The sequence below is a fragment of the Synechococcus sp. W65.1 genome (assembly GCF_047461615.1).
Classification (GTDB): Bacteria; Cyanobacteriota; Cyanobacteriia; order Thermostichales; family Thermostichaceae; genus Thermostichus.
The window spans coordinates 100,382-126,594 of the sequence record NZ_JANSHI010000002.1 but is presented as its reverse complement, the minus strand read 5'-3'; the positions used below and the strand labels follow the sequence as shown (position 1 = coordinate 126,594).

The following is a 26,213-nucleotide window of genomic DNA, read 5'->3' as shown; positions in this document are numbered from 1 at the left end:
GATTTCGATACTATCGTTGCTGCCTCGTCATCAGAGAAGCTAAGGTTTAGGTATCAAAGCTTTTTTAAAAACTGCTTTAGGGGCCCTGGAGAAGCGACCTCTCTGGGGCCATGATCTGCCTACGGATCGGGCACCACACCTAGGCGGACCTTCGGCCCGAGGACGCGGCTGCCAATGTCGGAGCGGTAGTGGGCTTTGGGGAACTGCACCTGCTCCACAGCGGCATAGGCTTGGCGCAGCGCTTCTGCCAGCGTTGCCCCTTGGCCGGTAAGACAGAGGACACGCCCACCCTCGCTGAGAAGCTGCTTGCCCACCTGGCGAGTGCCGGCATGGAACACCAGGGCTCCGGTGGCGGCGGCAGCCTCTAGGCCGGCAAGGGGGATCCCTCGCTCGTAGCTGTCGGGGTAACCGGGGGCGGCCATGACCACACAGGCGGCATAGCCGGGCTTCCACCGCAGCTGAAGATTGGCCAGTCGCCCCTCGATGCAGGCCAGCAGCACCTCGTCCAGAGGGTTTTCCAACAGAGGCAGGATAACCTGGGCTTCGGGATCCCCAAAGCGGCAGTTGTACTCCAAGACGTAGGGATCCCCATTGGGCGTAATCATCAGGCCAGCGTAGATCACTCCCTGGTAGCGAATGCCCCGCTGTTGCAGCGCCTGCAGGGTAGGATCCAGCACTTGCGCCTGGATGCGGGCCAGCAGCTTGGGGGTGACCAGGTGATCTGCCGGGGCGTGGGCCCCCATGCCGCCGGTGTTGGGTCCAGTATCGCCATCGCCAAGGCGCTTGTAGTCTTGTGCAGGCAGCAGCGGCAGGCAGATCTGGCCATCCGTCAGGGCCAGCACCGACACCTCTTGGCCGACGAGGAACTCCTCGATGAGCACCCGCTCGCCGGGCTTGGCCAGGGCCGCCTCTAGGGCCTGCACGGCTTCTTCTCGACTGTGGGCAACGGTCACTCCCTTGCCGGCGGCCAGCCCATCTTTTTTGATCACGACAGGATAGCTATGTTCGCCTGACGGAGTCCTTGAATCTAGGTAGGCCAGCGCCTCAGACAAGTCGGCAAAGCCCACCGCCGGAGCCGTAGGGATCCCTGCTTCCTGCATCAGTTGCTTAGCCCAGAGCTTGCTTCCCTCCAGTTGGGCGGCGGCGCGACTGGGGCCAAAAATGGGGAGCCCCGCTGCCTGAAAGGCGTCCACAATTCCCTCCACCAAGGGCAGCTCCGGCCCCACCACCGTCAGGCGGATCCCTTGCACGGTAGCAAACCGCACCAGTCCCTCGATGTCTGTGGCGGCCAAAGCCACCGGTTGACAGCGATCCATCTGCTGGGCGCCGCCGTTGCCAGGAGCCCAGTAGACTCGAGTCACCTGAGGGGACTGCAATAGCTTCCAGACCAAAGCGTGCTCCCGTCCCCCAGAGCCAATGACCAAGACTTGCATGGCGCTATCCCACTGTTTGGGGGTTTCCCCGATCGCGTCAGCGGGACGTAGTCCTTACATTCCCCATTAGACCATGTTCCCGTAGCTCTTCCGTTCGCGTAAGCGGGACGTAGTCCTTATTCAACGGCAGCGGATCCCAGGTGCATGCCCTTTCGCGTCAGCGGGACGTAGTCCTTACAGCCGCAGCGCCAGCAGGACAATGGCCAGGGCCCTCAGGGCTAACATAACCCTTTAAGCAGACAGCGCCCCTTCTACAAGATCGCTGTAGGGGCGAGGGAAGATGAGCCAAACCTGGCCTTGGGTTTCCACTAAGGCGCGCACCAGCGGCGAGAGCTGGGCAATTTCTACGTAGCCGTCCTCGGTTTTGAGTTGGATCCCTTGGTCGTAGAAGCTGTAGCCCTGGACGTGGGCGGAGCGAATTCCCAAGTAGCTTTCTGGATCCAAGCCATCTCGCTGCATCTTCTGGCTCAGAGTTGCCACCAGCTCTTGGCGTCGCTCTTCTGGCAAGCGGGTGATGTTGCGGGCTTTGAACAGATCCCGCTCCAGGTAGCGCCGCGCCAAATCGGCCAAGATGGGATCCCTCCCCGACATGGCCCAAAAGCGAAAAGGGTAGCTGAACATCACATCGTCAGCGGCCAAATAGAGGGGCAGAGGCAACTCGAAGGGATCTCCCTTTTGCGTCGCCAGCGCGGCCCAGCACCAGGCGCTCAAGATGGGATCCAACTCGATCTCCCCCTTTTGCAAGAGCACCTGCGCCCGCTTGAAGAGGCGATCCAAAATAAAGCGGGCACACAGGCTCTTGGGGTGCTGGTACACCTGGGTGTACATGAAATAGCGCACCACCAGATAGTGCTCGATGGCTCCTAGGCCTTTGCGAGCAGGAATGCAAAGGGATCCCGTCTCCGGGTCGTAGTCCAACACCGTGAGGATGCGATCCAGATCCAGGTGGCCGTATTGGGCGCCCGTAAGCAGGCTGTCCCGTATCAAGTAGTCGAAGCGGTCACAGTCCAGTTGGCTGGCAATAAGCTGCCCCACCAGCGGCAGGGGGAATTGTTTCTGCCACACCTGCTCCAGTTGGGCCGGCAGCTGCGGGTCGAACTCCGCCACCAGGGTGGCTATCTGGGGATCCTCCCGCACGATGCGCGCCGTCCAGATCTCGTGGCGGCAGCCGAAGATCTCCTCGCCCGCATGGCTAAAGGGGGCATGGCCAATGTCGTGCAGCAGAGCGGCAACCAGGGTGACGGCGCGGTAGGGGCGCAGCTCTGGGTAGCGGCGGGCCAACCTGTCAAACAGCCGCCGCGTAACCTGCAGCACTCCCACCGAGTGGGTAAAGCGAGATCCCTCGGCGCCGTGGAAGGTAAAAAAAGCCGTGTCCAACTGGCGGATGCGACGTAGGCGCTGGAAGGCCGGCGTGTCGATAAGACGAATCAGCAAGGCCTCGACCGGATCCCCGCCATCTAGGCTAATGGCGCCGTGCAGGGGATCGTGGTAGGTGCGGGACTTGCAAAAACGCAGCGCCATACTCCCACCATACTCGCTGGCTGGCGGATCTTTGGTTAGCTTGGCTGGGGGGCTTCCCCACCTCTGCAGCAAAGCTACCCTATGGGCTCCTCTTTGCAACTGGCTACGCAAGCGCCCTCGCCCCAAGACCCCAGAACCGGTGGGTTGCTGCTTTCTATGGCCATCTGGACGCTGGGTTGGGGGCTGACCGCTTGTTCTCCCCCTGCTGTTGTCGTGCCCAGCTCGACCCCCCTCACCCGCTATGTGGCTTTGGGAGCCAGCGATGCCGTTGGCTTTAACGCCTCCATCTCCTGCGATGGCCCGGCCAACGCCGCCGGCACCCGCCCGCAGCGCTCGGAGCCCCTGGATTGTCCCAACGGGACGGGGTATGTCCCGCGCCTAGCCCGCCTCCTGCCGGGGCAGGTGGAGCTCATCAACTTGGGCCGCTCGGGAGCGGTGCTCAGCCCGGCCATGCAAGCTCTAAGGGCGGGGATCCCCGCCAACGTGCTCCAGGATCAAGTGCCGCGCATCCCCCCCGACGCCACTTTGATTACTATCTGGGTAGGCGGCAACGACACCAACGCTACTGTCTTGGCAGCAGCCCAACGCGCCCTGCAGGGCGAGGATCCCTTAGCCTTTATTGAACGCCAGATCCAACAGTTTGCTGCCGACTACCAAACTCTGCTCCAGGCGGTGCGGGCTCGCGCCCCCCAAGCTCGCCTGGCAGTGGCCAACCTGCCCAACTTTGCCCTGATTCCCCTAGGCCAGCAGCAGCCCAGCGGCCTGCGGCAACTTTTGGCTCTAGTCTCCGTCAGCCTTAGCCAACGGGCCATCAACCCCCTGAGCCAACAGGGGATCCCCGTAGTGGACTTGCTCTGCGATCCCCGCTCCTACCGCCGCGAGTCTTTCTTCCCTGGCCCGCTGGCCGACGGCTTTCACCCCAACGACCGGGGATATGCCGATCTGGCGGAGGCCTTCTTGAGGATCCTAAAGCAGCCCGTCCCGCCCCAAAACCGCTGCCCGCCCTTTAGCGAGGTGGGATCCCTTTCTCCAGAGGCAAAGGCAGAGCTCTCCCCTAGAGGCTTGCTGCGGCCCAGTCCAGGAGAGAAGCTCTGAAGAGCCAGCCACCCAGTCTTACGAAGCCGCCACCGCCGCTGAGGAGCGCCGCCGCCGTCCTAGGGCCAGCCGTTCCTGGTCGAGCTGGTCTTCCCCAACCGGCAGGGAGGTTACCGGCACAGACTCCTCTTCGGGCGACTGCACAAAGACCAACACTGTCGGCTTGCCGGGCAGTTGTTCCCGCACAAAGCGGCGCACCACTTGCTCCACCTCCGCCTTAAGGCCGGCCCAGTCAACCTCAAGGCTCCCCCGCTCCAGCGATCGGGCAAAGCGCGGCCAAGCTTGCTGGAGGGTGTCCTCTACCAGGGGTTTTAGGTCGGATCCCTTAAAGTTGCCCTCTCCCGCCAAGCCCAAGTGCTGCACCTGAGGCGTACAGAGCAGCCTGCCCCTGCCATCTAGGCTGATGACCACCGTCACTACCCCATCTCTGGCCATTTGCTGCCGTTCTTGCAGGATCTCGTCCATCAGCACCCCATCGTGGGAAGCGGTGATCATCTGCACCCCCGCCGGCACCCTGCCGACAACAGCGATGCGCTCCTGGTTAACCTCCACCACATCGCCGTTGTTGATGATCACGATGTTTTCCCGCGGGATCCCCATGCTCATTGCTGTTTCGGCGTGCTTGACCAGCATGCGGTATTCCCCGTGGGTAGGGACGAAGAACTTGGGGCGCGTGAGGGCAATCATCAGTTTCTGGTCTTCCTGGCAGCCGTGGCCAGAGACATGCAGCCCCTTGTCTTTGCCGTAGATAACATTGGCCCCCAGCTCCATCAGCTTGTCGATGACTCGCGTTACCGCCAGCGTGTTGCCGGGAATGGGGTTGGCCGACCAAATCACGGTATCTCCTGGCTTGATCTGCAACTGCGGGTGCTCACCATTGGCAATGCGGGTCAGCGCGGCCAGGGGTTCGCCTTGGGAGCCAGTGGTGAGGATGATGACCTTGTCATCCGGCAGGCTGTTGATGACATGCATGGGCTGCAGCGTTTCGTCTTTGCAGCGGATGTAACCTAGACGCCGCGCATGGGCCACTACGTTTAACATCGAGCGACCCAGCAGAGACACCACCCGGCCTTGCTGCTCGGCAATCTGCAACACCAAATTGAGGCGATGCACCGAAGAAGCAAAGGTGGTGATAATCACCCGTCCTTTGGCTTCCGCAATGGCTTTGGTAAGGCCCGGCACTACTGCGACTTCAGAGGGAGTAAAGCCGGGTACCTCAGCGTTGGTGGAGTCGCTAATTAGACAAAGCACGCCCTTTTCCCCATGCTCGGCCAGCCGATGGAGGTCAAAGCGTTCGCCATCCACCGGCGTGTGGTCGATCTTGAAGTCGCCCGTTTGAATGACAACGCCCACCGGCGTGTGCAAGGCTATCGTAAAGCTGTCGGCGGAAGAGTGGGTATTGCGAATGAATTCGGCAAAGAAGTTCTTGCACAGGGGCACAATATCCCGCGGCCCAACTGGGCGCAATTCCGTCCGATTCAAAAGGCCCACATCGCGCAGTTTTTCCTCCAGCAGGGCCAGTGCTAAGCGCGGACCATAGATGACCGGGATGTCAAATTCCCGTAGGTGGTAAGGGATCCCGCCGATGTGATCTTCGTGGCCATGGGTAACCACCAGTGCCCGCAGCTTGTCCCGGTTTTGCTTGATATAGGTCATGTCTGGCAGCACGATGTTGACCCCATGCATCGTCTCATCGGGGAAAGCCAGGCCAGCATCCACCAGGATGATGTCGTCTTCGTAGCGGAAGACCCAAGTGTTTTTGCCGATCTCCCGCTCCCCGCCTAACGGGATCATCTGCAAAGAGGAAGTGGGCCGGGCTGGAGCAGCTGCTGACCGAGAGGCAACTGAAGTCCGTGGTGTTCGCATAGACGCTGTGGATCCTCTAGATGTAACGATTTGTAACAATCAAGCCAACCAAAACCCCTCCAGACAAACCCCGCTAGCCAAGTCAGCGGTGCTAGCTGAATTTGGCTACTAGAACCTGTCCATTTTCCAGTCGGGAAAATGCCACGAAAGACCCCTCCGAAAGCCCCCTAGTTAGACAGAGTCATGAAGCTTTTGCTGCTTTTTGTTCGGATCCCTGGGCCCCATCCAGTAGTCCCATCCCTTGCAGCACTTGTCGCAAAACCTGTAGAGAGCTGGCCTGCAGAGGCGCTAGCGGAGGGCGCACCCGACCTACTTGCCAACCCTGCATCTCTAGCGCCGCCTTGATAGGAACGGGGTTGGTCTCGATGAACAAAACCTTAAACAGCGGAAGCAGGCAGAGATGGTGAGCCAGGGCTTGTTCGGGCTGTCCTCCGTGGTAGCTCTGGATCAACTCCTGAAGCTGTAGCCCAACCAAATGGCTAGCTACGCTGACTACTCCTCTCCCCCCCAAAGACAAAATCGGCAAGGTCAGCGAGTCATCTCCTGAGTAGATGCTAAAGCGGGAGGGGGTAAGCCGCCGAATTTCAGAGACTACGTCCATGATACCACTAGCTTCCTTGATGGCGACAATCGTCTCCATCTCCGCCAATTGCGCCACCGTTTCCGGCTGTAGGCTTACCCCCGTGCGGCTGGGGATGTTGTAGAGCATGATGGGCAAGTCGCTGGCTTGGGCAATGGCCTTGAAGTGCTCGTAGAGCCCCGCCTGGGTGGGCTTGTTGTAGTAGGGCACCACTTGGAGAGAGCCATCCAGGCCCAACTGAGCCGCTTTTTTGGTGGCTTCGATGGCCTCGCGGGTGGAGTTGGAGCCCGTGCCAGCGATAACCTTGGCTCGGCCAGCCACGGCATCTCGCACCACCCGAAACAGCTCGTACTCTTCTTGCCAGCTCAGGGTGGGAGACTCGCCAGTGGTGCCGCAGACCACCAAGCCATCGCTGCCGTGGGTTACCAAGTAATCGGCCAAGCGAGCGGCTTCTTCGTAGTTGATCTCCCCCTCAGGCGTAAAGGGAGTCACCATTGCCGTCAGCACGCGCCCGAAGTCCACCGCTTGCCTCTCCCCCTCAACCACACCGCTTGCTATTGGCTACTTCGAGGTTCCCCAAAGGGGCTGGGGGCATCCAGCTCCAATCATCCCTTTATCATACCTGCCTTCGGGAGAGGGATCTTGCTGAGGCCCTAGGCTGGATAAGCTGAGAGAAGGCGATTTTGTCCTCGGTTTTCTGGTAGCAGCTCTTCTCGAGGATCCCCATGGACGTCCTAGCTGCCCTCAAAGAGCGGATCTCCGCCGACAAGTTTGATCCCAGCCGCCGCCTGTCGGAGGCGGAGATCCAGGAGCTGGTTGCCTATGCTACGGAAGCTCCCTCCTCCTTTAACATCCAGCACTGGCGGTTCGTAGCCGTCACCGATCCTGCAGACAAAGAGCGCCTCAAAGCCCTGGCCTACAACCAACAGAAGGTGGCGGACGCGGCAGTGGTGTTCATCGTCCTAGGGGATCTGCGGGGGTATGAGAAGCTGCCTGAAATTGTCCAAAGAGCCGTCGCTGCGGGCCTCCTATCCCCGGAAGGGGCGGAAAGCTGGGTGAACATGGCCCAAGCCACCTACGCCAACAACCCCACTTTGGCGCGGGATGAGGCGATTCGCTCCGGGGCCCTGGCAGCCATGGCTTTGATGCTGGCGGCGCAGGCAAAGGGCTTGGCAAGCGGGCCGATGATTGGCTTTGACCCAGAAGGGGTAAAGCGGGAGTTCGGCATTGCCGACCGCTACGTGCCGGTGATGCTGCTGGCGGTGGGCTACCCTGCACCGGGCAACCTGCCGCGCAAGCCCCGCCTAGGGGTAGACGAGGTGCTGGCTTTTGGGCGAGGGCGGGAGTTTTAGGAAGCCAGAAAGTTGACCAACTTTTGCAGGCGATCCCAGGCGGCGCCGCTGGCAAGGATCTCCCGCGCTCGGTCAATTCCAGCTCTCAAGTCAGCCACAGCTCCCGCCACCTGAAGCGCCAGCGCTGCATTGAGGGCCACCACATCCCGCTGGGCAAGATCGCCGCCTCCCTGGAGGACACGGGTGAGGATGGCAGCATTTTCTGTCAAGTCCCCTCCCTGGAGAGCCTGGACGGGTGCGGCCGTGAGATCGTAATCCCGCGGGTTCAAGACCTCTAGGTGTAGGGATCCCTGGGAGAGAACGCCCAGATCCGTGGGCTGAGCGAGGCCAGCTTCGTCAAGGCCTTCCCGGCTGTGGAGTACGATGGCTTCTTCCCGCCCCAGCAGGCGCAGGGCCTCGGCCACCACCGGCACCAGCTCCGGCGCGTAAACCCCGATAACCTGCCGGTTGGGGTAGAAAGGATTGACCAGGGGCCCCAGCAGGTTGAAAACGGTGCGCACCTTGAGAGCCCGTCGGTAGGGAGCTACCGCCCGCATAGCTGGGTGCCAGTGGGGGGCAAAGAGAAAGGTGATGCCCACTTCGGTAACCGCGGCTCGTACCTGCTCTGGCTTGGCGTTGAGGTTCACCCCCAGGGCCTCCAGTACGTCTGCCGAGCCCACCTTGCCAGAGGCCGAACGGTTGCCGTGTTTTGCCACCGGGATCCCGGCAGCGCTGACCACAAAGGCCACGGCGGTGGAAATGTTGAAAGTGCCAGCCCCGTCCCCGCCGGTGCCGCAGGTATCCACCAAGAGGGGCAGGTCCAGCGGCGATCCCAGAGAAGCCCGTTGCAGCACCCGCGCCATGCCGGCCAGCTCGCTGGCGCTCACCCCCTTGGCTTGGAGAGCTGCTAGGATTGCCCCCGACACCACCTCCGGCACTTGGTTGGTGAGCCAGCCATTCATCAACTCTTCTGCCTGGGCCTCGCTAAGGGATTGCCGCTCCAGCAGTTGGCCTAGAAGCTGGGGCCAAAGGTCAGCCGTTGCCGTCATGGCTACTAGGGACGAGTCTCGAGAAAGCCTTCACCCTAGTATGCCCTGTTTGGGCTGCTGCGATCCCGCAGCCAAGGGATCCGGGACAGAGGCAGCTGCCGCCAGAGCCCTTCGCTCCCCTTGGGATCTAACCAGCGCCAGGCCAACAAGCCCGCTGCCGAGAAAAAGGCCAAGACCCACACCAGCGCCAGGGCCTTTTGTACCCCTGCTGGGGTCAAGCCAAGCGGAGATCCCCGGGATCCCTGGCCGACTGGAGAAGGTGGTCGGTCCGAAGGCGGAGCCGAAAGGCGAGAAGAGAGCGGCGTGGCGGGAAGGGGAGGCCGCGGCAGCCGTCCCAAAGCCCTGGCCACTGCCTGAGGTCGCTGCTGCTGGCGTACCCAGCGGTTGAGCTCGGCTAGAGAGATGGCGCAGAGGTTGGAGACCCTCAGTTCCTGGATCCGCCCTACCAAGGGCCGATCGTTGCTCACCACCACTAGGGATCCTGGCTGCTGCTGGGCCAGGGCGTAGGCGCACTCGGCAATGGCCTGCTCCAGGCGAGCTTTTAGGGAGTGGCCGCTGGCGTTGACCTCCTCGACCCAGGCGCGGGCTGCTGAGACGGCAAACCCCAAGCTGGGCTGGTGGCGCAAAAAGGCGCGCGCTGTCGACTCTTCCTAAGGCTCAATGGCTTCTCGAGCCAGGCGCTCCAGCTCAGCCAGCGCCGCCTGGGGCAGCACACACACCCCGAAGCGGGCCCATTCCTGCCACCGAGCCGGTCGCCCGGCCAGAATTGCGGAGCTATCGAAAACAAGAAGGGGTGAGATCTCGGCCATGGGGTGCGCCTCCTAGGAGGGAGGCTTCTGGGAGAGGGATCCCTCGGCCAAGCAGAGGCGGATGGCCAGAGGATAGAGGCGATGTTCCTGGGCCTGGATGCGCCGGTAGAGCGACTCCACGGTATCTTCCGGCAGGACCGGCACCGCCGCCTGGGCCACGATGGGGCCGCTGTCCATTTCCAACGTAACCCGGTGGACGGTGCAGCCGGCGATTTTTACGCCGCACGCCAGCGCCTGCTCCACAGCCCGTAGGCCCTTGAAGCTGGGCAAGAGACTGGGGTGAAGGTTTAAAACCCGCTCCGGATAGGCAGACAGCAACACCTGAGTCACCAAGCGCATCCAGCCGGCCATGATTACCCACTCCACCTGATGCTGTTGCAGCACCTCCACGATGGCGGCATCTAGCGCCTCCCGGCTGGGATAGTCGCGGTGGTTAAGGAGGACACAGGGGATCCCTCGGCGCTCCGCCCGCTGCCGCACATAGGCCTCAGGATTGTTGGTGATCACAACAGCGATGTGGGCTGGCAGCTCGCCGGCCTCGATGGCCTGGGCAATGGCCTCAAAATTGCTGCCGTTGCCGGAAGCCAAAACACCCAGGATCCCGGGCCGAGGAGGAGCTGGGATCTCACCAGGATCGGGCCAGAGGAGGCTGGGCAAGTTCATCTCAAGGCTTTCCAACAGCAACCCTTTCTGAGGCCCCTTGCCCAAGGTACACCATCTTACCGCCCAAGCTGGGCCCGCCTCTTAAACCCGCCTCTTAAAATAGAAGGCTGACCTTGCCACCCTAGGGATCCCATGCCGCGCCGTACCGACATTCACAAGATCTTGATCATTGGAGCGGGGCCTATTGTTATTGGCCAAGCCTGCGAGTTCGACTACTCGGGCACCCAAGCCTGCAAAGCCCTGCGAGAGGAGGGCTACGAGGTCATCCTGGTCAACTCCAACCCGGCCACCATCATGACGGATCCCACTATGGCGGATCGCGTCTACATCGAGCCGGTGACGGCAGACTTTGTGGCCCAGATCATCGAGCGGGAGCGCCCTGATGCCCTCCTTCCCACCATGGGGGGACAGACAGCTCTCAATGTAGCGATGGAGCTAGCCCGGCGCGGGATCCTGGACCAGTACGGGGTGGAGCTAATTGGGGCCAAGCGTGAGGCCATTGAAAAAGCTGAAGACCGGGAGCTGTTTAAGCAGGCGATGCAGCGAATTGGCCTGGCCGTCCCCCGCTCAGGGTTGGCCCGCAGCCTAGAAGAAGCCAAACAGATTGCTCAAGAAATTGGCTACCCCCTCATCATCCGTCCCGCCTACACCTTGGGAGGTACAGGTGGCGGCGTGGCCTACAACCAGGAGGAGTTGGAGGAAATCTGCACCGCCGGCCTAGAGGCCAGCCCAATCTCCCAGATCCTGGTGGAGGAGTCGATCATCGGCTGGAAGGAGTTCGAGCTGGAGGTGATGCGGGATCTGGCGGACAACGTGGTCATCATCTGCTCGATTGAAAACATCGACCCCATGGGGGTCCACACCGGCGACTCCATCACCGTGGCCCCGGCGCAGACCCTCACCGACAAGGAGTACCAGCGGCTGCGCGACTACGCCATCGCCATCATGCGCGAGATTGGGGTGGAAACGGGGGGATCCAACGTGCAGTTTGCCGTCAACCCCGCCAATGGCGAAGTGCGGGTTATCGAGATGAACCCGCGGGTCTCCCGCTCTTCTGCTTTGGCCAGCAAGGCCACCGGCTTTCCCATTGCCAAGATTGCCGCCAAGCTGGCTGTGGGCTACACGCTGCCGGAGCTTCCCAATGACATTACCCGCAAAACCCCTGCCAGCTTTGAGCCCACCATTGACTATGTCGTCACCAAAATCCCCCGCTTTGCCTTTGAAAAGTTTCCTGGGGCGGAGCCCGTTTTGACAACCCAGATGAAGTCGGTGGGGGAGGTGATGGCCATTGGCCGCACCTTCCAGGAGTCCATCCAGAAGGCATTGCGGTCTTTGGAGATCGACCGCCCTGGCTTTGGCAGCGACAGGCCGGAAGTCTTCCCAACGCCAGAGGAAGTGCGGGCCAACCTGCGCACCCCCAACCCCTTCCGCCTGTTGACCATCCGCACCGCCCTGCTCATGGGTTTCTCGGTCCAGGAAATTGCCCAGCTTACCCACATCGATCCCTGGTTTATCGACAAGCTGCAGGAGTTGGTGGAGGTGGAGCAAGCCCTTAAAGGGCGGGAGTTGGGATCCCTAACGGCCGAAGACCTGCGCCATCTCAAGCAAATGGGCTTTAGCGACCGACAAATTGCCCACCTGACCGGCTCCGCGGAAGCCCAGGTGCGGGATCGCCGCAAGGCCCTGGGGGTGATCCCCACCTACAAAACCGTGGACACCTGCGCTGCCGAGTTCGAGGCGGCCACCCCTTACCAGTACTCCACCTACGAGAGCGAATCTGAGACCTTCCCCACCGCCAAGCCAAAGGTGATGATCCTGGGGGGCGGTCCCAACCGCATCGGCCAGGGGATTGAGTTCGACTACTGCTGCTGTCATGCCGTCTTTGCCCTCAGACGCCTTGGGTATGAGACCATCATGGTCAACTCCAACCCCGAGACCGTTTCCACCGACTACGACACCGCTGATCGCCTCTACTTTGAGCCCCTGACCTACGAAGAGGTGATGAACCTCGTCGAGGCCGAGCAGCCGCTAGGTCTAATCCTGCAGTTTGGCGGCCAGACCCCCCTGAAGCTGGCCCAGGGGCTAGCCGCAGCCCAAGCGCCTATCTGGGGTACTGCTCCTGACTCCATCGACATAGCCGAAGATCGCGGCCAGTTTGGGCGCCTGCTCGAGGAATTGGGGATCCGCCAGCCAGCCCACGGCCTTGCCCGCAGCGTGGAGGAGAGCCTGGAGATTGCCCGGCGCATTGGCTACCCCGTGGTGGTACGGCCCAGCTATGTGCTGGGGGGGCGGGCCATGGAGATTGTCTATTCGGATCAAGATCTGCGGCGCTACATGCAGCTAGCGGTGGCGGTGGATCCCAACCGTCCCGTGCTGGTGGATCAGTTCTTGGAGGATGCCGTGGAGGTAGATGTGGACGCCATCGCCGACCACACCGGGGCTGTAACCATCGGCGGCATCCTGGAGCACATTGAGCAGGCCGGGATCCACTCGGGCGACTCCGCCTGTGTCTTGCCCAGCCGCACTCTCAGCCCTGCTGTGCTGCAGGTGATCCGCGACTGGACGGTGAAGTTGGCCCAAGCTCTCAAGGTGGTGGGGCTCATTAACGTCCAATACGCCGTCCAGAAGGAGCAGGTTTACGTTCTGGAAGCCAACCCGCGCGCTTCCCGCACCGTGCCGTTTGTCAGCAAAGCCATTGGCCACCCCCTGGCCGCCTACGCTGCCCAGGTGATGAGCGGCAAAACCCTGGCAGAGCTGGGCTTTACCCAGGAGGTGATCCCGCCCTACGTGGCTGTTAAGGAAGTGGTGCTGCCGTTTCACAAGTTCCCCGGCACCGACACGCTGCTGGGGCCGGAGATGCGCTCTACTGGGGAGGTGATGGGCATTGACACCGACTTTGGCCGCGCCTTTGCCAAAGCGCAACTGGCTGCTGGCCAAAACCTGCCCCTAGGGGGCACCGTGTTCATCAGCGTCAACGACCGCGACAAGCAGGCGGTGATCCCAGTGGCCCAGGAGTTGGTCAGGCTAGGCTTTCGCCTGCTGGCCACTGCCGGAACCCAAAAAGCTTTGGCCGAGCACGGGATCCCCGTCGAGAAGGTGCTCAAGCTGCACGAGGGCCGGCCCCACGTCATCGACGCCATCAAGAACGGCCAGATTCAGCTTATCGTCAACACCCCTTCTGGCGGTGAAGCCCAACAGGATGCACGGAAGATCCGCCGCACCGCCCTGGCCTACAAGATCCCTTTGGTCACTACTCTGGCTGGAGCCAGGGCTACCGCCGCCGCCATCCGCGCTCTGCAGTCGGGATCCCTAGGGGTGAAGTCCCTGCAGGAGTTTCACGCCGAAATTGGGTGATAGGAGCCTGCCGGGGTTGCTTTTCTGAAGAAATCCTTAAGACCCCCACCTTAAGAAATCCTGAAGTTCTCGACTGCAAAAACTGGCTCTTGAGGCCTGGGAAAAGGGGTGGAATATAAACTGCAATACTAAGCTACCTTTTTGTATCGATAAATCAATTTATTTCACATTTTGGCTGCAAACGTTAGGTATCCTTGGCAGTTTTCTTGAGACTGTCTAGCGTGGAAGGAGAAGGATCCCCAGGACAAGGCTGAGTCATTTCCTGAGGTCACTCTGCCAAGCGCAAGTGGAAGAAAGCTCTCTTCAAATTTTCTAGGAGTTGGCCTATGAGTGTGGTTGTTCGGCGCTCCGCTGCCGCACGACGGCTCTGGAGCTGGGAAAGTTTTTGTCAATGGATCACTAGCACCGAAAATCGGCTTTACATCGGCTGGTTTGGCGTATTGATGATCCCGACCTTGTTGGCGGCAACCTTTTGTTTTGTGATTGCCTTCATCGCTGCGCCACCGGTGGACGTGGACGGGATCCGCGAGCCGGTGATTGGCTCCCTACTGGGGGGCAACAACCTCATTTCTGCGGCGGTGGTGCCCACCTCAGCCGCCATCGCCTTACACTTCTATCCCATCTGGGAAGCTGCCTCTTTGGAGGAGTGGCTCTACAACGGCGGCCCCTACCAGCTCATCGTGTTTCACTTCCTCATCGGGGTGTGGTGCTACCTGGGCCGGCAGTGGGAGCTGAGCTACCGGCTGGGCATGCGCCCCTGGACTGCAGTGGCCTTTTCTGCGCCGGCGGCTGCCGCTACAGCGGTGCTCCTGGTCTATCCCATCGGCCAGGGCAGCTTCTCAGAGGGGCTGCCGCTAGGGATTGCCGGCACCTTCCACTTCATGCTTGCCTTCCAGGCGGAACACAACATCCTCATGCACCCGCTGCACCAGCTGGCAGTGGCGGGGGTGTTTGGCGGCGCCCTGCTGGCTTCTCTCCACGGCTCCCTGGTAACCTCTAGCCTGATCCGGGAGACTTCAGAAGAGGAGTCAGCCAATGCCGGCTACCGCTTTGGCCAGCAGGAGGTCACCTACAACTTCCTGGCCGGCCACTATGCCTTCTTGGGGAGGCTGGGGATCTCCAGCCTTGGCTGGCGCAACAGCCGCTCTGTCCACTTCTGGATGGCGGCCCTGCCTACCTTGGGGATCTGGGCGGCGGCAATCGGCATCGGCCTAATGGCCTTTAACCTCAATGGCTTTAACTTCAACCAGTCCATCCTGGACAGCCAGGGCCGGTTCATCCCCACCTACGCCGATCTCCTCAACCGCGCCAACTTGGGGATCCAGGCCATGCACGCCCCCAATGCCCACCACTTCCCCCTGTTGCTGGCGGCCAAAACAGACTAGGGCCGGTCGAGTTCAAAGGCACGGTGGACAGCTTGGAGAGCCTGGATCCCCTGCTCTCGTCGCACCACGCAGCTTACCTTAATCTCTGAGGTGCCGATCATCTCAATGTTGATCCCGGCGTCGGCCAAGGCAGCAAAAAAGCGCGCCGCCACGCCGGGATACGTTTCCATGCCGGCGCCGACGATGCTGACTTTGGCAATGTCGTGGTCGGTTTCAACCCCAGCTGCCTGCAGCTCCTCGGCCACCTGACAGCACACGGCCTCAGCCGCCCTGGCCTGATCCTGAGGCACGGTAAAGGCAATGTCGTTACTGGGAAGGCCGTTGTGGTAGCTCCGCTGGCTCTGGATGATGGTGTCGACGATAACGCCAGCATCCGCCAAGCGCCCAAACAGATGGGCAGCCGTCCCCGGCCGATCCGGCACCTTGCGCAGGCCTAGCCGCGACTGCTTCAGATCCAGGGCAACGCCCCGCACCGGGTGGTGGCGCAGAAGGGGATCCCCGCAAGGCGCTGCCTTGACTCGATGCAACTGGGGAATCACCTGAAACGCTTCCCCCAGCGCCAGGGCGGCCTCCCCAGCCCGCTCGGCTGCCACCACGCAGCTGACCTTGATCTCCGACATGGAGATCATCTGCAAGTTGATCCCCGCTTCCGCCAGCACGCGAAACATCTCGGCGGCAATGCCCGGGCGGCCCATCATCCCCACCCCGGCAATGCTGACCTTGGCTACCGCCTCATCGACGAGGACTTCCCTACACCCCAGCTCCTGGCCAACCTTGCGGGCCACGGCTGCTGCCTGAGCCGCCTGGGCACGGCTGACGGTGAAGGCAATGTCGTTGGTAGGGGATCCCTCCACCGCACTGAGGTGGAGCGACTGTAGAATTAAGTCGACATTGATCCCCGCTGCAGCAATCTCCTGGAACAGTTGAGCAGCAATGCCCGGGCGATCCGGCACTCCCACCAACACCAACTTGGCCTGCTCCCCATCCAGCTCCACGGTATCCACTGCCCGCCCTAGCTCAATGCTGCTATCAGGGGAGCGGACGCGAGCAGGGGGAGAGACAATGAGGGTGCCTTCTGATCCGGCTTGCAGCGGCTCCAGGCTAGAGCGCACCCGCAGCTTGACGCCGTAGTTGCGAGCAATTTCTACCGAGCGGGGGTGCAGTACCTGCGCTCCTAGGCTGGCTAGCTCCAGCATCTCGTCGGCGGTAATCTCTGGCAACAACCTGGCCTCGGGCACCTTGCGCGGATCGGCAGTAAAGATCCCGGGCACATCGGTGTAGATCTCACACAGCTCGGCTCCCAGGGCCACTGCCAAGGCCACCGCCGTGGTGTCCGATCCCCCTCGCCCCAGGGTGGTGATCTCCAGCTCAGTTAGGCTGGTGATGCCCTGAAAGCCGGCCACCACCACCACCTCTCCCCGCTCTAGGTGTTGCCAGAGGCGGTCGGTGTGGATGTGCAGAATGCGGGCCCGCCCGTGATCCCGGGTGGTGACGATGCCCACCTGGGCCGCCGTCAGGGAGAGGGCAGGGTAGCCCAAGCGCTGCAGCGCCAACGCCAGCAGGGCAATGCTGACCTGCTCACCCGTAGACAGGAGCATGTCCCACTCCCGCCACTGGGCCGGCGTGGTCGGGGATCCCTGGAGGATCTGTTCCCCCAGTTCCACCAGGCGATCCGTTTCTTCTCCCATTGCCGAGACCACCACCACCACCCGCTTCCCCTGCTCCACCGTGTGGGCTACCCGCTGGGCTACGGCCTGGATGCGCTCGATGGAGCCGACGGAGGTGCCGCCGTACTTTTGGACAATTAAACCCGCTTGCATAGCCAGGGCTGAGCTGGTTGACGTGGTTTGGATCCTATCCCGAACTAGGCCAGGCCAAGCCAGCTTTGCAAAAAGGGTGGCACCGGCAGCAGGATCAGCACAAGCCAGCTCAACATTGCCAGCCCCAGCAGCTCCCGGCCCTCATCCAGCTCGGTGACATCGTTGAGGGCTGGCTCGTCGGCACTGGTGATCACAAACAAAAGCAGCGCCCACAATAACAGCCAGGGCTGCACCGTCAAAGCCAGCAGCAGCACCAGCCAGCGAGTCACTCGCCCCACATTGGCCCCCATCTGCTGGCCATAGATGGCGTGGACAATGTGGCCCCCATCCAGTTGGCCCACCGGCACCAGGTTAAAGGCAACCACCACTAGACCCAGCCAGCCGGCAAAGGCCAGGGGGTGCAGATCGATCACCTGCCCCGGCTGCAACTGATCCCCCAGCACCAGGCGCGCCAGAATGGCCAGCAGCACCGAGAGGCGCGGGTCAATGCGATGGAAGCTAATCGGGGTCGGCTGCCCCTCTGGCTCTGCCGGAGGCTCCCCAGGTGTCGAAAAGACCAGCCCCACCAGCAACATGGTCAACGCCACCAGGCTGCCCGCCAGCGGCCCGGCAACGGCGATGTCAAACAGCACCTTGCGGTTGGGCACCGGCTCTTTCAGCTCGATGAAAGCCCCGAAGGTTCCCAACACAAAAGGCACCGGGATGAAATAGGGGAGCGAGGTTTTGATGCCGTGGCGGCGGGCCACCCAGTAGCGGATCCCTTCATGGGATCCCAGAATGGCCAAGATCCCCACTGCATAAGGTAACCCTTTGAGCAGAGAGGGTAGATGCAGCAACCGGTCAGGGCTGACTCCAGAAGCTTGGGCGCCGGCAGTTAGGGTCGTCCAAAAGGTAAACAGCAGCAGCCCCAACGCCAGCAGAGGCCACTCCTTCTGACGGGTTAGGGAGCGCCGCGCCGCCGGGTTGGGCACCAGGGCAAAAAAAGGCTTGCCGGCAAACCCCTCCTGCAGCACCACCAGAAAGCGTTTGCCAAACGTGGTTTCCACATTCCGCTGTACCTGCTCGTAGGCTTCCGTGGGATCCGCCCGCAAATTGCCGCGGCAGATGATGGCCTGAGGACGGTATTCCACGCTTTGCAGATAGAAAACGTTCCAAGGAAAGCAGCGGTTGAGCTTTTCCCGCGACACCTCCGAGATGGAGATGGGAGCAGCTGCAGCACCTTCCTCCTCGCCTTCCTCTGTCTCCGGATCCCGCTCGGCCGGGGTGTTTTCCACTCCAGCCTGAGAGCCTGCTGGTGGAGGTTGGAGGCGCCCCCGACGCGCCAAAGTCATGCTGGTAAAATAGGAAGCCAAAAACAGCCCCAACATTAGCAAAGGGGGCATTTCATACTGAAACACCTGCCGCCCCAGCACCCAAAGCAGGGGGGGGATCATCATCACTAGCCACAGGATCCGCCAGGGCACCTTTGAGAGGCGGGCCACGCTTTTTTGTAGCAGCAGGTAGGTTGTCGAGCCCACCAGTGCCAACAGGATCCAATCTGCCATGAGCTCAATAGGAAAACACCTTTACCAAGCTAGCGGCAAACCCGATCGGCTTGCTAGAGCCGGCAGCAGCGATCCCTCAGGAGCTAAACTTCTCTTGGCTTGCTCGTAAGCTGCTCTCTTACTCTCAACGCCACATCCACGCTGGCAGAAGCGTGTGCCCTGTCATCGCCCGCAGGGTGAAATAGATAAACAACAGCAGAGCTAGGGATCCCACAGTTACTAGAGCTGCTGCCGTTGCGCTTTTGCGGTACAGGTTTACAAACGGCTGTAGGCCAGCCCAAATTCCCCCCAGCAAGACGGTAACGAAGTAGGTGGGGTAGCGGGAGACGTTCTCCACAAATTGATCTTCGAGTCGGCGAGGAGGCTGCGGCTGGGGCATAAGCAGAGGGCAACCCAACAACTTTCCCTCAGTCTGCCACAGATAGCGGTCTCTGTCCCCCGCCTCTGGAAGGGTGGGAACACCCAGGTTCAAGACTGCGAGAACCTAATATGGTAGGCGTTATCCTGCCTGCTTTGCCCAGCACAGCCACCCCCTTTCCAGACTGATGCAAGAATTGCCCTCTGATGCCTTCAATCGCGCCAGTGATCTGCCCAGGGATCAGACCCTGGCGTTGATGCGCGTTCAGGAGGCCCTGGATCAACTGGAGGCAGCGATTCTCAGCAGTCCTCGTTTGTTCTGGTCGCGCACTCTCATCGACGAAGAGAAGATCCTAGAGCAGTTGGACTTCATCCGCCTTAACCTGCCCACCGCTCTAGAGGAAGCTGAGGAAGTGCTGCGCCAGCGGGATCAAATCTTGGCTGAGGCCCATCGCTACGCCCAAGAGATCGTGGCCATGGCCCAGCGCCGGGCCGAGCAGCTTGTGAGCGAATCCACCATCCTCCGCCAGGCCCAAGCTCAGGCGGAACAGTTGTTGCGGCAAACCTACCAACAGAGCGAGGAGGTGTGGCGACAGACCCTCCAGGAGTCAGAGCGTCTCCAGCGGGAGGCCCACCGCTACGTGGATCAGGTTTTGCAGGATCTGGAGATGCGGCTACTGGAGTCGCTGCGGGTGATCCGCAACGGCCGACAAAGCCTGCAAACCTGAGCCCGCTCCTGACTGGCAAAAGGCGGCGCAAGCCCCAGCTTTAGGCCAGGCGGCGCTGCCGTGAGGGCTCAGCTTCCTGGGAAGTTATAAGCCGCAGGCGCTATGCAGCCTCTGGATCAATGGGGAGTGTTCACCTGCCCGGGTTTTAAGTCATATTAAGAGTAGCATCCGGACTTCCCTACCCTACAAACCGGGGTAGCCAAGCCAAGCTTCCTCCGGCAAGACGAAGACAAGTCTTGGATGTGTGGCCCGGAACTCAAGGCGCTAGAGATTGCCGTGGCAGGCAAGGGATCTTGAGCTTTGGCGGCAGGCTGGCGCAGCTTTTCTTTGGCTGGACTGAGAGCGTGTTTCCCTACTTCTCAGTGAGTGCCCCAGAACTGTACCCCTCGAGCCACCTTCCTCAGCGGGCTCTCTCCTCAGCCTGCGAGTTCTGGTTTTTGTCCCTTTTGGGAGTTCCTTAGTCGTCTAGGAGATTCTATGGCCATTGAACCGAAAGCTCGTAAGAACCGCGAAAGCGCTAAATCCCGTTCCCGCAGCCGTCGTCGAGAGTCAACCAAAGCAAGCAATTTGGACGCTAACCTCTCCCTGCCCAAGTTGATCCAAGAGAATGCGGTGCTCCAGTCGCGCAGTCAATTGTTGCTGATGTACAGTGACTTTCAAACCGAAATGCCCAACGATGGCAAGACAGGCGTTGGCACCTGGCTGCGAGCCCGCCTCAAAGAGCACGGCATGCCTAGCTTACTGCGTTTTGGCCCGCGTTCCTGCCCCCAGGTCTTCCGCCGCGATGAATTCTCCGAGTGGATGATGCTGGCTCTCAACACCCCCAGTTCCAAAAACGAGAACGCCTAGTAGAAGAAGCTGAGGCAGCAAACCTAGACTGCGCTAGCGGGTTGGGCTGGGGAAGCCTGGGCGGTTTGAATTTTCCCAGCTTGCCCGCTATTCCCGGGGCGCCCATTGAGGGAAGCGGGTGACCTAGGCTCCTTCTCCTCCTCTGCAAGCAGCAGCTCCCGGATCAGACGGGCTGCCAGGCGTTGCAGCCAGCGGGAGGCCAACTGCCGCCCCAGCTGTTGAGCTTCTGGTTTGGCGGCTACCTTGGCCACTAGAGGCAAAAGCTGCAGCGGCTGAAAGGCGGGGTTGCTGCTGAGAATTGACCACAGACGTTGCAGATGGGTTAGGCCATCTGCAGATCCGTTGCCTGAGTTGGAAAAGAGGATATCCACCAGCTGCTCTCGCAGGAAGGCTCCCCGCTCCGAAAAGAGGAAATCAACGGCTTTTTCTAGGGATCCCTGCAAGTCAAAGTCTTCGCTGTTGACGGCATTGCGCAGCAGATTTTCCAAGCGGTTCCAGCGAAATTGCCCCTGGCTAAACAGCAGCTCTCGCAGAGCTTCGCGCAGCTCTGGAGCGGGATCAGTTAGGAGCCGCTGGGCCACATAGGGATAGGCTACGCTCAAGACCTTGAAGTTGGGATCCAGACCGATGGCGATCCCCTCTAGGGTGAGCAGTGAGCGGATGATCAGAGCGTAGTAGGCAGGTACGCGAAAGGGAAAGTTGTACATCACCCCCGAGAGGCGATCGGTAATGCTTTTGAAATTCAGCTCGGCCACGGGCTTGCCTAGGGCCTCGGCGAAGACGTCCTCCAAGGCGGGGATGATGGGGGTGAGATCGGTGTCGGGATCTAGGAACTCCAGATCCACGTAGTCCTGGGCCAAGGCGGCAAAATCCCGGTTTACCAAGTGGACAATTGCCTTGATGAGGCCGTAGCGCTGGTGCGGCTGGATGGTGCTCATCATCCCAAAGTCGATGTAGGCCAGCCGCCCGTCGTACATAGCCAAGAGGTTGCCCGGATGGGGATCGGCATGGAAAAAGCCGTGCTCCAAGAGCTGCTTCAGAGAGCAGTTGACCCCGATCTCGATGAGGTGCTGCCCGTTTAGCCCGGCAGCGGCGATTTTGTCAAGCTGGGTCAGCTTGATGCCGTCGATCCACTCCATTGTCAGCACCTTGGTGCGGGTGTACTCCCAATAGATTTTGGGAGCGTAGATGGAGGGGTGGCGGTACAGCTCTAGAAAGCGCTCGGCGTTGCGGCCTTCCTGGGTGTAGTCCATCTCTTCGTACAGCCGCCCCGCAAATTCATCGACAATGCCCACCAAGTCGCTGCGGATGCGGCGGAAGGTGCGCTTGGCCCAGGCGGCTAGGCTGCGGATGATGTACATGTCCAGGGAAATGCGCCCGATCAAATCGGGCCGCTGCACCTTGACGGCAACTTTCTCTCCCGTGTGCAGATACGCCTGGTAAACCTGCCCCAGGCTGGCCGCGGCAACCGGTTCCGGGCCGATCTCGCGAAAGATCTGCTCTATTGGCTGGCCGATTTGCGCCTCGATGAGGGCAAAGGCAGTGGCATTGTCGAAGGGGGGCAGCTCATCCTGCAGCTTGGCCAGCTCTTCCAGAAAAAGGGGCGAGACCAGGTCGGGACGGGTGGAGAGGGCCTGGCCAATTTTGATGGCTGTCGGCCCCAATTCCGTGAGGATCTCCCGCAGCCGCGCCGCATGCTTGCGTCGGTTCTTCAGCTCTACCCCCCGCCAGCGATCCCACAAGACCCAGATCAACAGCCCCAAAAAGGGGGCAATCAACTGAAAAAGACGCCCCAGCACCAGATCCCAGCGCCCCCGATATTGCCTAGCCAACTCCTCTGGGTCATAACGCAGAGCCGGCTGCAAGGGCTGCTGCCCCGATCCAGGCCAAGGCTGCTCTGCCACCGCTGGCTGGGCTGCGGCCGCTGTCGACAGTGTTGCGCCCATAGAAGTCCCGACGGATCTCGTAACACATCTTAACTTGCTGGGTTGGCAAGCGGCTTGTGGGCTGGGAGGTTGATCTGGGGCGGACAAAGATATCCTGAAATAGGCACAGACTGGGCACAAAGTTTAAGCCGATGGGTTAGCCGCTAAGCCCGCGGGGCAGCCCACCAGGTCAGCATGGAAAGGCGGTCTTTTCTCCAAAAACTACTCCTAGCTGCTGCTGGCCTTGGTTTGTCTCCCGGCTGGCTAACCAGGCAGGCTAGGCGCTATGGACAAGCTCTAGCAGCCACCTCCCGCAAGTTGGCTCTTCTCATTGGCATTAACCGCTACCCTGGCGAGGGATCCCCGCTGCAGGGCTGTGTAACCGACGTAGAGCTGCAACGGGAGCTGCTGCTGTACCGCTTTGGCGTTGAACCGGCAGGCATTCTCGCCCTCACGGATGGAGCGGCTACGCCAAGCGCAGTCCAAGCGGCCTTTGCCGAGCACTTGGGGGGCCCAAGTCAGCCGGCGGAAATCGTGGTCGTGCAGTTTAGTGGCTACGGCCAGTGGCGGGCGGGATCGGCCCTGGATCAGTGGCAGCCGGCTTTGCTGTTGTCGGGCTCCGAAAGCCTGGCGGCCATGGAGCTGGAGCGCTTTTTCCAGCTTGTGCAAAACTTGGGCACGGCCCAGGTCACAACCATACTCGATTGCGGCTTTACCCACATCCCACCTGCCCTACGAGGCAACCTCCAACTGCGCTCCCGCCCACCTGTCCCGCCAGCAGCCTCCAAGGTGCTGGACCCCGGTCAGCCATCCTCTGCAGAAGGGCAGCAAGTTTGGCCCCCTCGGCCCAAAGGCTTGTTGATTGCTGCCACCACTCCCCAAGACTTGGCAGCGGAAGCTGCTTGGCCGGGATTTCATGCAGGAGTGCTCACCTACCTGCTGACCCAGTACCTGTGGGAGACCACGCCCCCTGCCCGCCTGCTGATTGCTTTCAACCAGGTGGTCAGTCGGCGGGAGCTGGGCCTCTTTTCTTGTCAGCACCCTACCCTGGAGGGCAAAGAAATAGCTCGACAAGTCCCCCCCTACTTCCTCACTCCCTCCCAGACAGCGGCTAGCGGAGTCATCCAGGAGGTGAGGGGGAGCCGTGCTCAGGTGTGGCTAGGGGGGATCCCAGCGGCAGTCCTGGGTAGTCTACAGCCGGGCACCCTTCTGGCTCCCTTTGTTGCTGATCCTGCTGCTCCAGCAACACCACTCCTGATTCGTTCCCGCAGTGGGCTGTTGGCGCAGGTCCAAGCGGTCGGCGGGGAAGATCAGTTTCCCCCCGTAGGCACGCTGGTGCGAGAGCAGTTGCGCGCTCTCTCGAGCAGCCTCAAGCTCTTGGTGGGGTTAGAAGACAGCCTGGGCCGTGTTGAAAGAGTGGATCTAACCAACGCCATCGCCGGCTATAGCTGGATGGAGACGGCCAACCCACGCGAGCGCCAGGTGGATTGCCTGCTGGGCCGCATCACCCCAGAGATGGCTGCTGCCTTTCAAGGGGACGCTCTGCCCAAGTCCTTGGAGGTCGGCAGCTACAGCCTCTTTTGGCCGGGGCGAGAGCTGCTTCTCAATTCCTGTGGCCCAGCGGGCGAAGCGGCAACTACGGCAGTGCAGCGGCTGGCCTCCCGTCTGGCCCATCTGCTGGCGGCCAAGCGCCTGCGGACCACCCTCAACGCTGCCGTCTCGTCGCTGGGGGTGGTGGGGGAACTGTCCACCCGAGGTAAAACCCCCTCGTGGGCAGTGCGGCCTCCTCAAGGGGCCTCTGCTCCTGCTGAGCTGGGCATGCCCCGCTTCCTGCGCGGGGATCCTCTCTATCTCACGCTGCGCAACGAGGGCGAGCAGGATCTGTTCGGCTATCTGTTGATGGTTGATTCCAGCGGGCAACTGCAGCTGCTGGCTCCGGTGCCCCAGGACAACCTTGCCCTGCCGCTGTGCCTAGAGGCTAAGGGCAGTCTGACCATACCACCCCCGCCTGAGATGGCCGTCCGTGAGCCGCGCCCCGTCGTCAACCCCGATTTGCTCACCTGCCACGCCCAAGGACTGACCGAGTTACTGTTTGTGGCCAGCACCCGTCCCCTCTCTGCTAGCCTGGAGGCCCTCAAGGCCATGGCCCGCCAGCAGGGGGTAACCCGTTCGCCGATGTTGCTGAGCAAGCCGCTGGAGTGGACGCAAATCCTTTTCGAGGAGTTGACTTACCGCGCTGAGGAGGGAGCCCCTGACTTGCGTTGGCTGGATCCGGCTCAATCGGTCACGCTTTCCCTTACTTATCTCTTGGTTTAGCTCAGCAGTAGAGCAAATAGGCCACAGAGAGCAATACCATCGAAAACCCCAGCCCCGCCAATGCTGAGGATGCCTGAGCAACTGCGCCGCAACACCTCTGGTAGGTGCAGCAGATCCGCTCCAATCACCGTGCCCAAAACCCCTCCGGCAAAAGCCACCGCCGGCGCCTGATCTCCAGCCCAGAACAGAGCGGCCAAAGCCGCTGTAGCCGGAGCCACCAGGGGATTCATCTGAATGCCGATCCCGGGCACTACGTGGGAAGCGTAGTAGCTAACCAAAGTTACCAGCGCCGCTACGGCTAGGATCAACAGCCCATTGGCCCGGCCAAATTGATACAGGGCCAAGAGCAGCGGGATCAGGCCCCCGCCCACGTTCAGGGCAACCACCGTCTCCTGAGAGAGCTTGGCCAACGGGATCCCCCAAAATTGCCGCATCCACAGGCTGGCCAGGTCTTCCACCAGAGTTACCTCGCACCTGACGCGGTAGAGGGGAATATTGACCGAGCTGCCCACCAGGATAGCCAGCAGCAGCAACAGGGCCCCATCTCGGGAAAAGCCCAACTTCCCTGCCGCCAGCGCTACCACATCCACTGCTAGCCCCAGCCAGAGGAAGGGCAATAGCAGTAGAAGCATTAAAAACAACAACAGTGAGACTGGCAGGTAGAACATGGCGGAGATTCCCTTTCCCCTATCCTATCAGGGCCCAAGCTGACTTCCCCAACCTTGGCCAGAAAAAAAGATCCCCACCTTTCACAAGTAAGCCTCAAGTAGGCTCTGTTAGACCGAAGATTTTATTGCGAATATTTTGAGCAATCTCGTAACCAGCACGCTGATCGCTAGGAGTCTTAGCTAGGGAAATTTGATAGCGGTTATCCCCGTGAAATCTAATCACAACATAATTTTTCTCTGAAACAACCTCAAAACCAAGCTTATGCAACTCTGCTTCATAACTATTATCGCACCATTTGCGGTAGTCTCTGAACAAATGATTTATATCTTCCCTAAGCCTTTGACGATAACTCTTACCTTCGTTTGCATGGTTATTCTGAATTAGGTCTTGGAGTATATGCTGGACTCTACTTCCCTTATGCACCTGATCGGCTGCTCTACTCAAGATCTCTAAGATAAAACTCTTGGCTTCTTCTCGATAAAAATCCCTTTCGCTTCTTGCTAAGACTATAGTATTAGTGTCGGCTTGCGCGAGATCCTCAATTCTCCGCCGAAGCTGTGCCCGCAGATGATCCAGTTCCGCTTGCTGACCTTGTAGCTGCTGCTCTTGTTTCTGAACTTGCTCAGACAAGTTCATGGCATTCTGCCGCCATTCTTGCCGCTCAGTTTCGAGCTGTTCTAGGAGCTTCTGATACTCTGCTAGATCAGTCTCAAGTCTCTGGAGCTTCTCTTCCCGCTGTTGGAGCTGGGTTCGGAGCTCATTCAGTTGATTTTCATAGCTACGTAGCTGCTGCTCCTTTTCTTCTATTTGCCGGGAGAGCTCCTCAATCTGCCGAGAGAGCCCCTCAATCTGGCTTCTCAAAGCTCGAGCCCGACTGCCGTGACGTTGGGCAACTTCCGCGGCTACCGCACTCCCAATT

At 60.8% G+C, this 26,213-nt stretch carries 20 protein-coding genes and 1 pseudogene; 7 read left to right on the top strand and 14 right to left on the bottom strand.

Annotation, left to right across the window (positions count from 1 at the left end; all coding sequences use genetic code 11):
- Positions 1-119: 119 nt before the first annotated feature.
- Together purD and NW806_RS01910 are read right to left on the bottom strand one after the other, a co-directional pair.
- Entirely contained in the window at positions 120-1,433 is a 1,314-nt protein-coding gene (purD, locus tag NW806_RS01915; RefSeq protein ID WP_414409806.1) for a phosphoribosylamine--glycine ligase, read from the bottom strand.
- A gap of 231 nt (positions 1,434-1,664) precedes the next feature.
- Positions 1,665-2,954, bottom strand: a complete 1,290-nt coding sequence (locus tag NW806_RS01910) for an HD domain-containing protein (RefSeq protein WP_414409805.1) — start codon at positions 2,952-2,954, stop codon at positions 1,665-1,667.
- 81 nt (positions 2,955-3,035) lie between these two features.
- Here NW806_RS01910 and NW806_RS01905 point away from each other — a divergent pair, with 81 nt between their 5' ends.
- Positions 3,036-4,049 carry an SGNH/GDSL hydrolase family protein gene (locus NW806_RS01905; protein ID WP_414409804.1) on the top strand — a complete coding sequence of 338 codons (1,014 nt, stop codon included), beginning with the start codon at positions 3,036-3,038 and terminating at the stop codon, positions 4,047-4,049.
- Between the two features lie 18 nt (positions 4,050-4,067).
- Here the strand turns inward: NW806_RS01905 and NW806_RS01900 are convergent, their stop codons facing one another.
- Positions 4,068-5,915: a ribonuclease J gene (locus tag NW806_RS01900; RefSeq protein ID WP_414409803.1), complete on the bottom strand. Its 1,848-nt coding sequence runs from the start codon at positions 5,913-5,915 to the stop codon at positions 4,068-4,070.
- A 181-nt stretch (positions 5,916-6,096) separates the two neighbouring features.
- Entirely contained in the window at positions 6,097-7,017 is a 921-nt protein-coding gene (gene dapA / locus NW806_RS01895) for a 4-hydroxy-tetrahydrodipicolinate synthase (protein ID WP_414409862.1), read from the bottom strand.
- Between the two features lie 203 nt (positions 7,018-7,220).
- On the opposite strand from dapA, the gene NW806_RS01890 reads away from it, so the two are divergent.
- On the top strand, positions 7,221-7,847 hold the full coding sequence (locus NW806_RS01890; RefSeq protein WP_414394834.1) for a nitroreductase family protein: 627 nt from the start codon (positions 7,221-7,223) through the stop codon (positions 7,845-7,847).
- On the opposite strand, the gene trpD is transcribed toward NW806_RS01890, so the two are convergent.
- From trpD to purN, 4 genes are read right to left on the bottom strand one after another with little or no spacing between them, the layout of a single operon-like run.
- Complete coding sequence (trpD, locus tag NW806_RS01885) at positions 7,844-8,875, bottom strand: anthranilate phosphoribosyltransferase (protein WP_414394836.1); 1,032 nt, start codon at positions 8,873-8,875, stop codon at positions 7,844-7,846. The two genes, NW806_RS01890 and trpD, sit on opposite strands and share 4 nt — an antisense overlap.
- Before the next feature lie 35 nt (positions 8,876-8,910).
- Positions 8,911-9,501: a hypothetical protein gene (locus NW806_RS01880; RefSeq protein WP_414409802.1), complete on the bottom strand. Its 591-nt coding sequence runs from the start codon at positions 9,499-9,501 to the stop codon at positions 8,911-8,913.
- Positions 9,502-9,525: 24 nt separating this feature from the next.
- Complete coding sequence (locus NW806_RS01875) at positions 9,526-9,684, bottom strand: hypothetical protein (protein WP_414409801.1); 159 nt, start codon at positions 9,682-9,684, stop codon at positions 9,526-9,528.
- Positions 9,685-9,696: 12 nt separating this feature from the next.
- Complete coding sequence (purN, locus tag NW806_RS01870; protein ID WP_414409800.1) at positions 9,697-10,347, bottom strand: phosphoribosylglycinamide formyltransferase; 651 nt, start codon at positions 10,345-10,347, stop codon at positions 9,697-9,699.
- A gap of 132 nt (positions 10,348-10,479) precedes the next feature.
- On the opposite strand from purN, the gene carB reads away from it, so the two are divergent.
- Both carB and psbA read left to right on the top strand, forming a co-directional pair.
- Entirely contained in the window at positions 10,480-13,701 is a 3,222-nt protein-coding gene (gene carB / locus NW806_RS01865) for a carbamoyl-phosphate synthase large subunit (RefSeq protein WP_414409799.1), read from the top strand.
- A 326-nt stretch (positions 13,702-14,027) separates the two neighbouring features.
- Positions 14,028-15,086 carry a photosystem II q(b) protein gene (gene psbA, locus NW806_RS01860; protein ID WP_414409798.1) on the top strand — a complete coding sequence of 353 codons (1,059 nt, stop codon included), beginning with the start codon at positions 14,028-14,030 and terminating at the stop codon, positions 15,084-15,086.
- On the opposite strand, the gene NW806_RS01855 is transcribed toward psbA, so the two are convergent.
- From NW806_RS01855 to NW806_RS01845, 3 genes are all read right to left on the bottom strand, one after another.
- A complete protein-coding gene (locus NW806_RS01855) occupies positions 15,083-16,906 on the bottom strand; it encodes an aspartate kinase (protein WP_414409797.1) in 1,824 nt (607 codons plus the stop codon). The genes psbA and NW806_RS01855 overlap by 4 nt on opposite strands.
- Positions 16,907-16,950: 44 nt before the next feature.
- Positions 16,951-18,450, bottom strand: coding sequence for a site-2 protease family protein (locus tag NW806_RS01850; RefSeq protein ID WP_414409796.1), 1,500 nt, complete (start codon positions 18,448-18,450; stop codon positions 16,951-16,953).
- Between the two features lie 124 nt (positions 18,451-18,574).
- Positions 18,575-18,829: a DUF751 family protein gene (locus NW806_RS01845; RefSeq protein WP_414409795.1), complete on the bottom strand. Its 255-nt coding sequence runs from the start codon at positions 18,827-18,829 to the stop codon at positions 18,575-18,577.
- 166 nt (positions 18,830-18,995) lie between these two features.
- Here NW806_RS01845 and NW806_RS01840 point away from each other — a divergent pair, with 166 nt between their 5' ends.
- Complete coding sequence (locus tag NW806_RS01840) at positions 18,996-19,535, top strand: hypothetical protein (protein ID WP_414409794.1); 540 nt, start codon at positions 18,996-18,998, stop codon at positions 19,533-19,535.
- A gap of 477 nt (positions 19,536-20,012) precedes the next feature.
- Positions 20,013-20,384, top strand: a complete 372-nt coding sequence (locus NW806_RS01835; protein WP_414409793.1) for a hypothetical protein — start codon at positions 20,013-20,015, stop codon at positions 20,382-20,384.
- A gap of 23 nt (positions 20,385-20,407) precedes the next feature.
- Here NW806_RS01835 and NW806_RS01830 read toward each other — a convergent pair whose 3' ends face one another.
- The gene (locus NW806_RS01830; RefSeq protein ID WP_414409792.1) at positions 20,408-22,330 is read right to left on the bottom strand and encodes an ABC1 kinase family protein; all 1,923 of its coding nucleotides are present in this window, start codon (positions 22,328-22,330) and stop codon (positions 20,408-20,410) included.
- Between the two features lie 174 nt (positions 22,331-22,504).
- Between NW806_RS01830 and NW806_RS01825 the strand changes: the two genes are divergently transcribed.
- On the top strand, positions 22,505-24,625 hold the full coding sequence (locus NW806_RS01825) for a caspase family protein (protein WP_414409791.1): 2,121 nt from the start codon (positions 22,505-22,507) through the stop codon (positions 24,623-24,625).
- Here the strand turns inward: NW806_RS01825 and NW806_RS01820 are convergent.
- On the bottom strand, positions 24,622-25,293 hold the full coding sequence (locus tag NW806_RS01820) for a DUF1614 domain-containing protein (RefSeq protein WP_414409790.1): 672 nt from the start codon (positions 25,291-25,293) through the stop codon (positions 24,622-24,624). The genes NW806_RS01825 and NW806_RS01820 overlap by 4 nt on opposite strands.
- Positions 25,294-25,387: 94 nt before the next feature.
- Positions 25,388-26,213, bottom strand: a pseudogene (locus NW806_RS01815) (hypothetical protein); the annotation flags it as partial.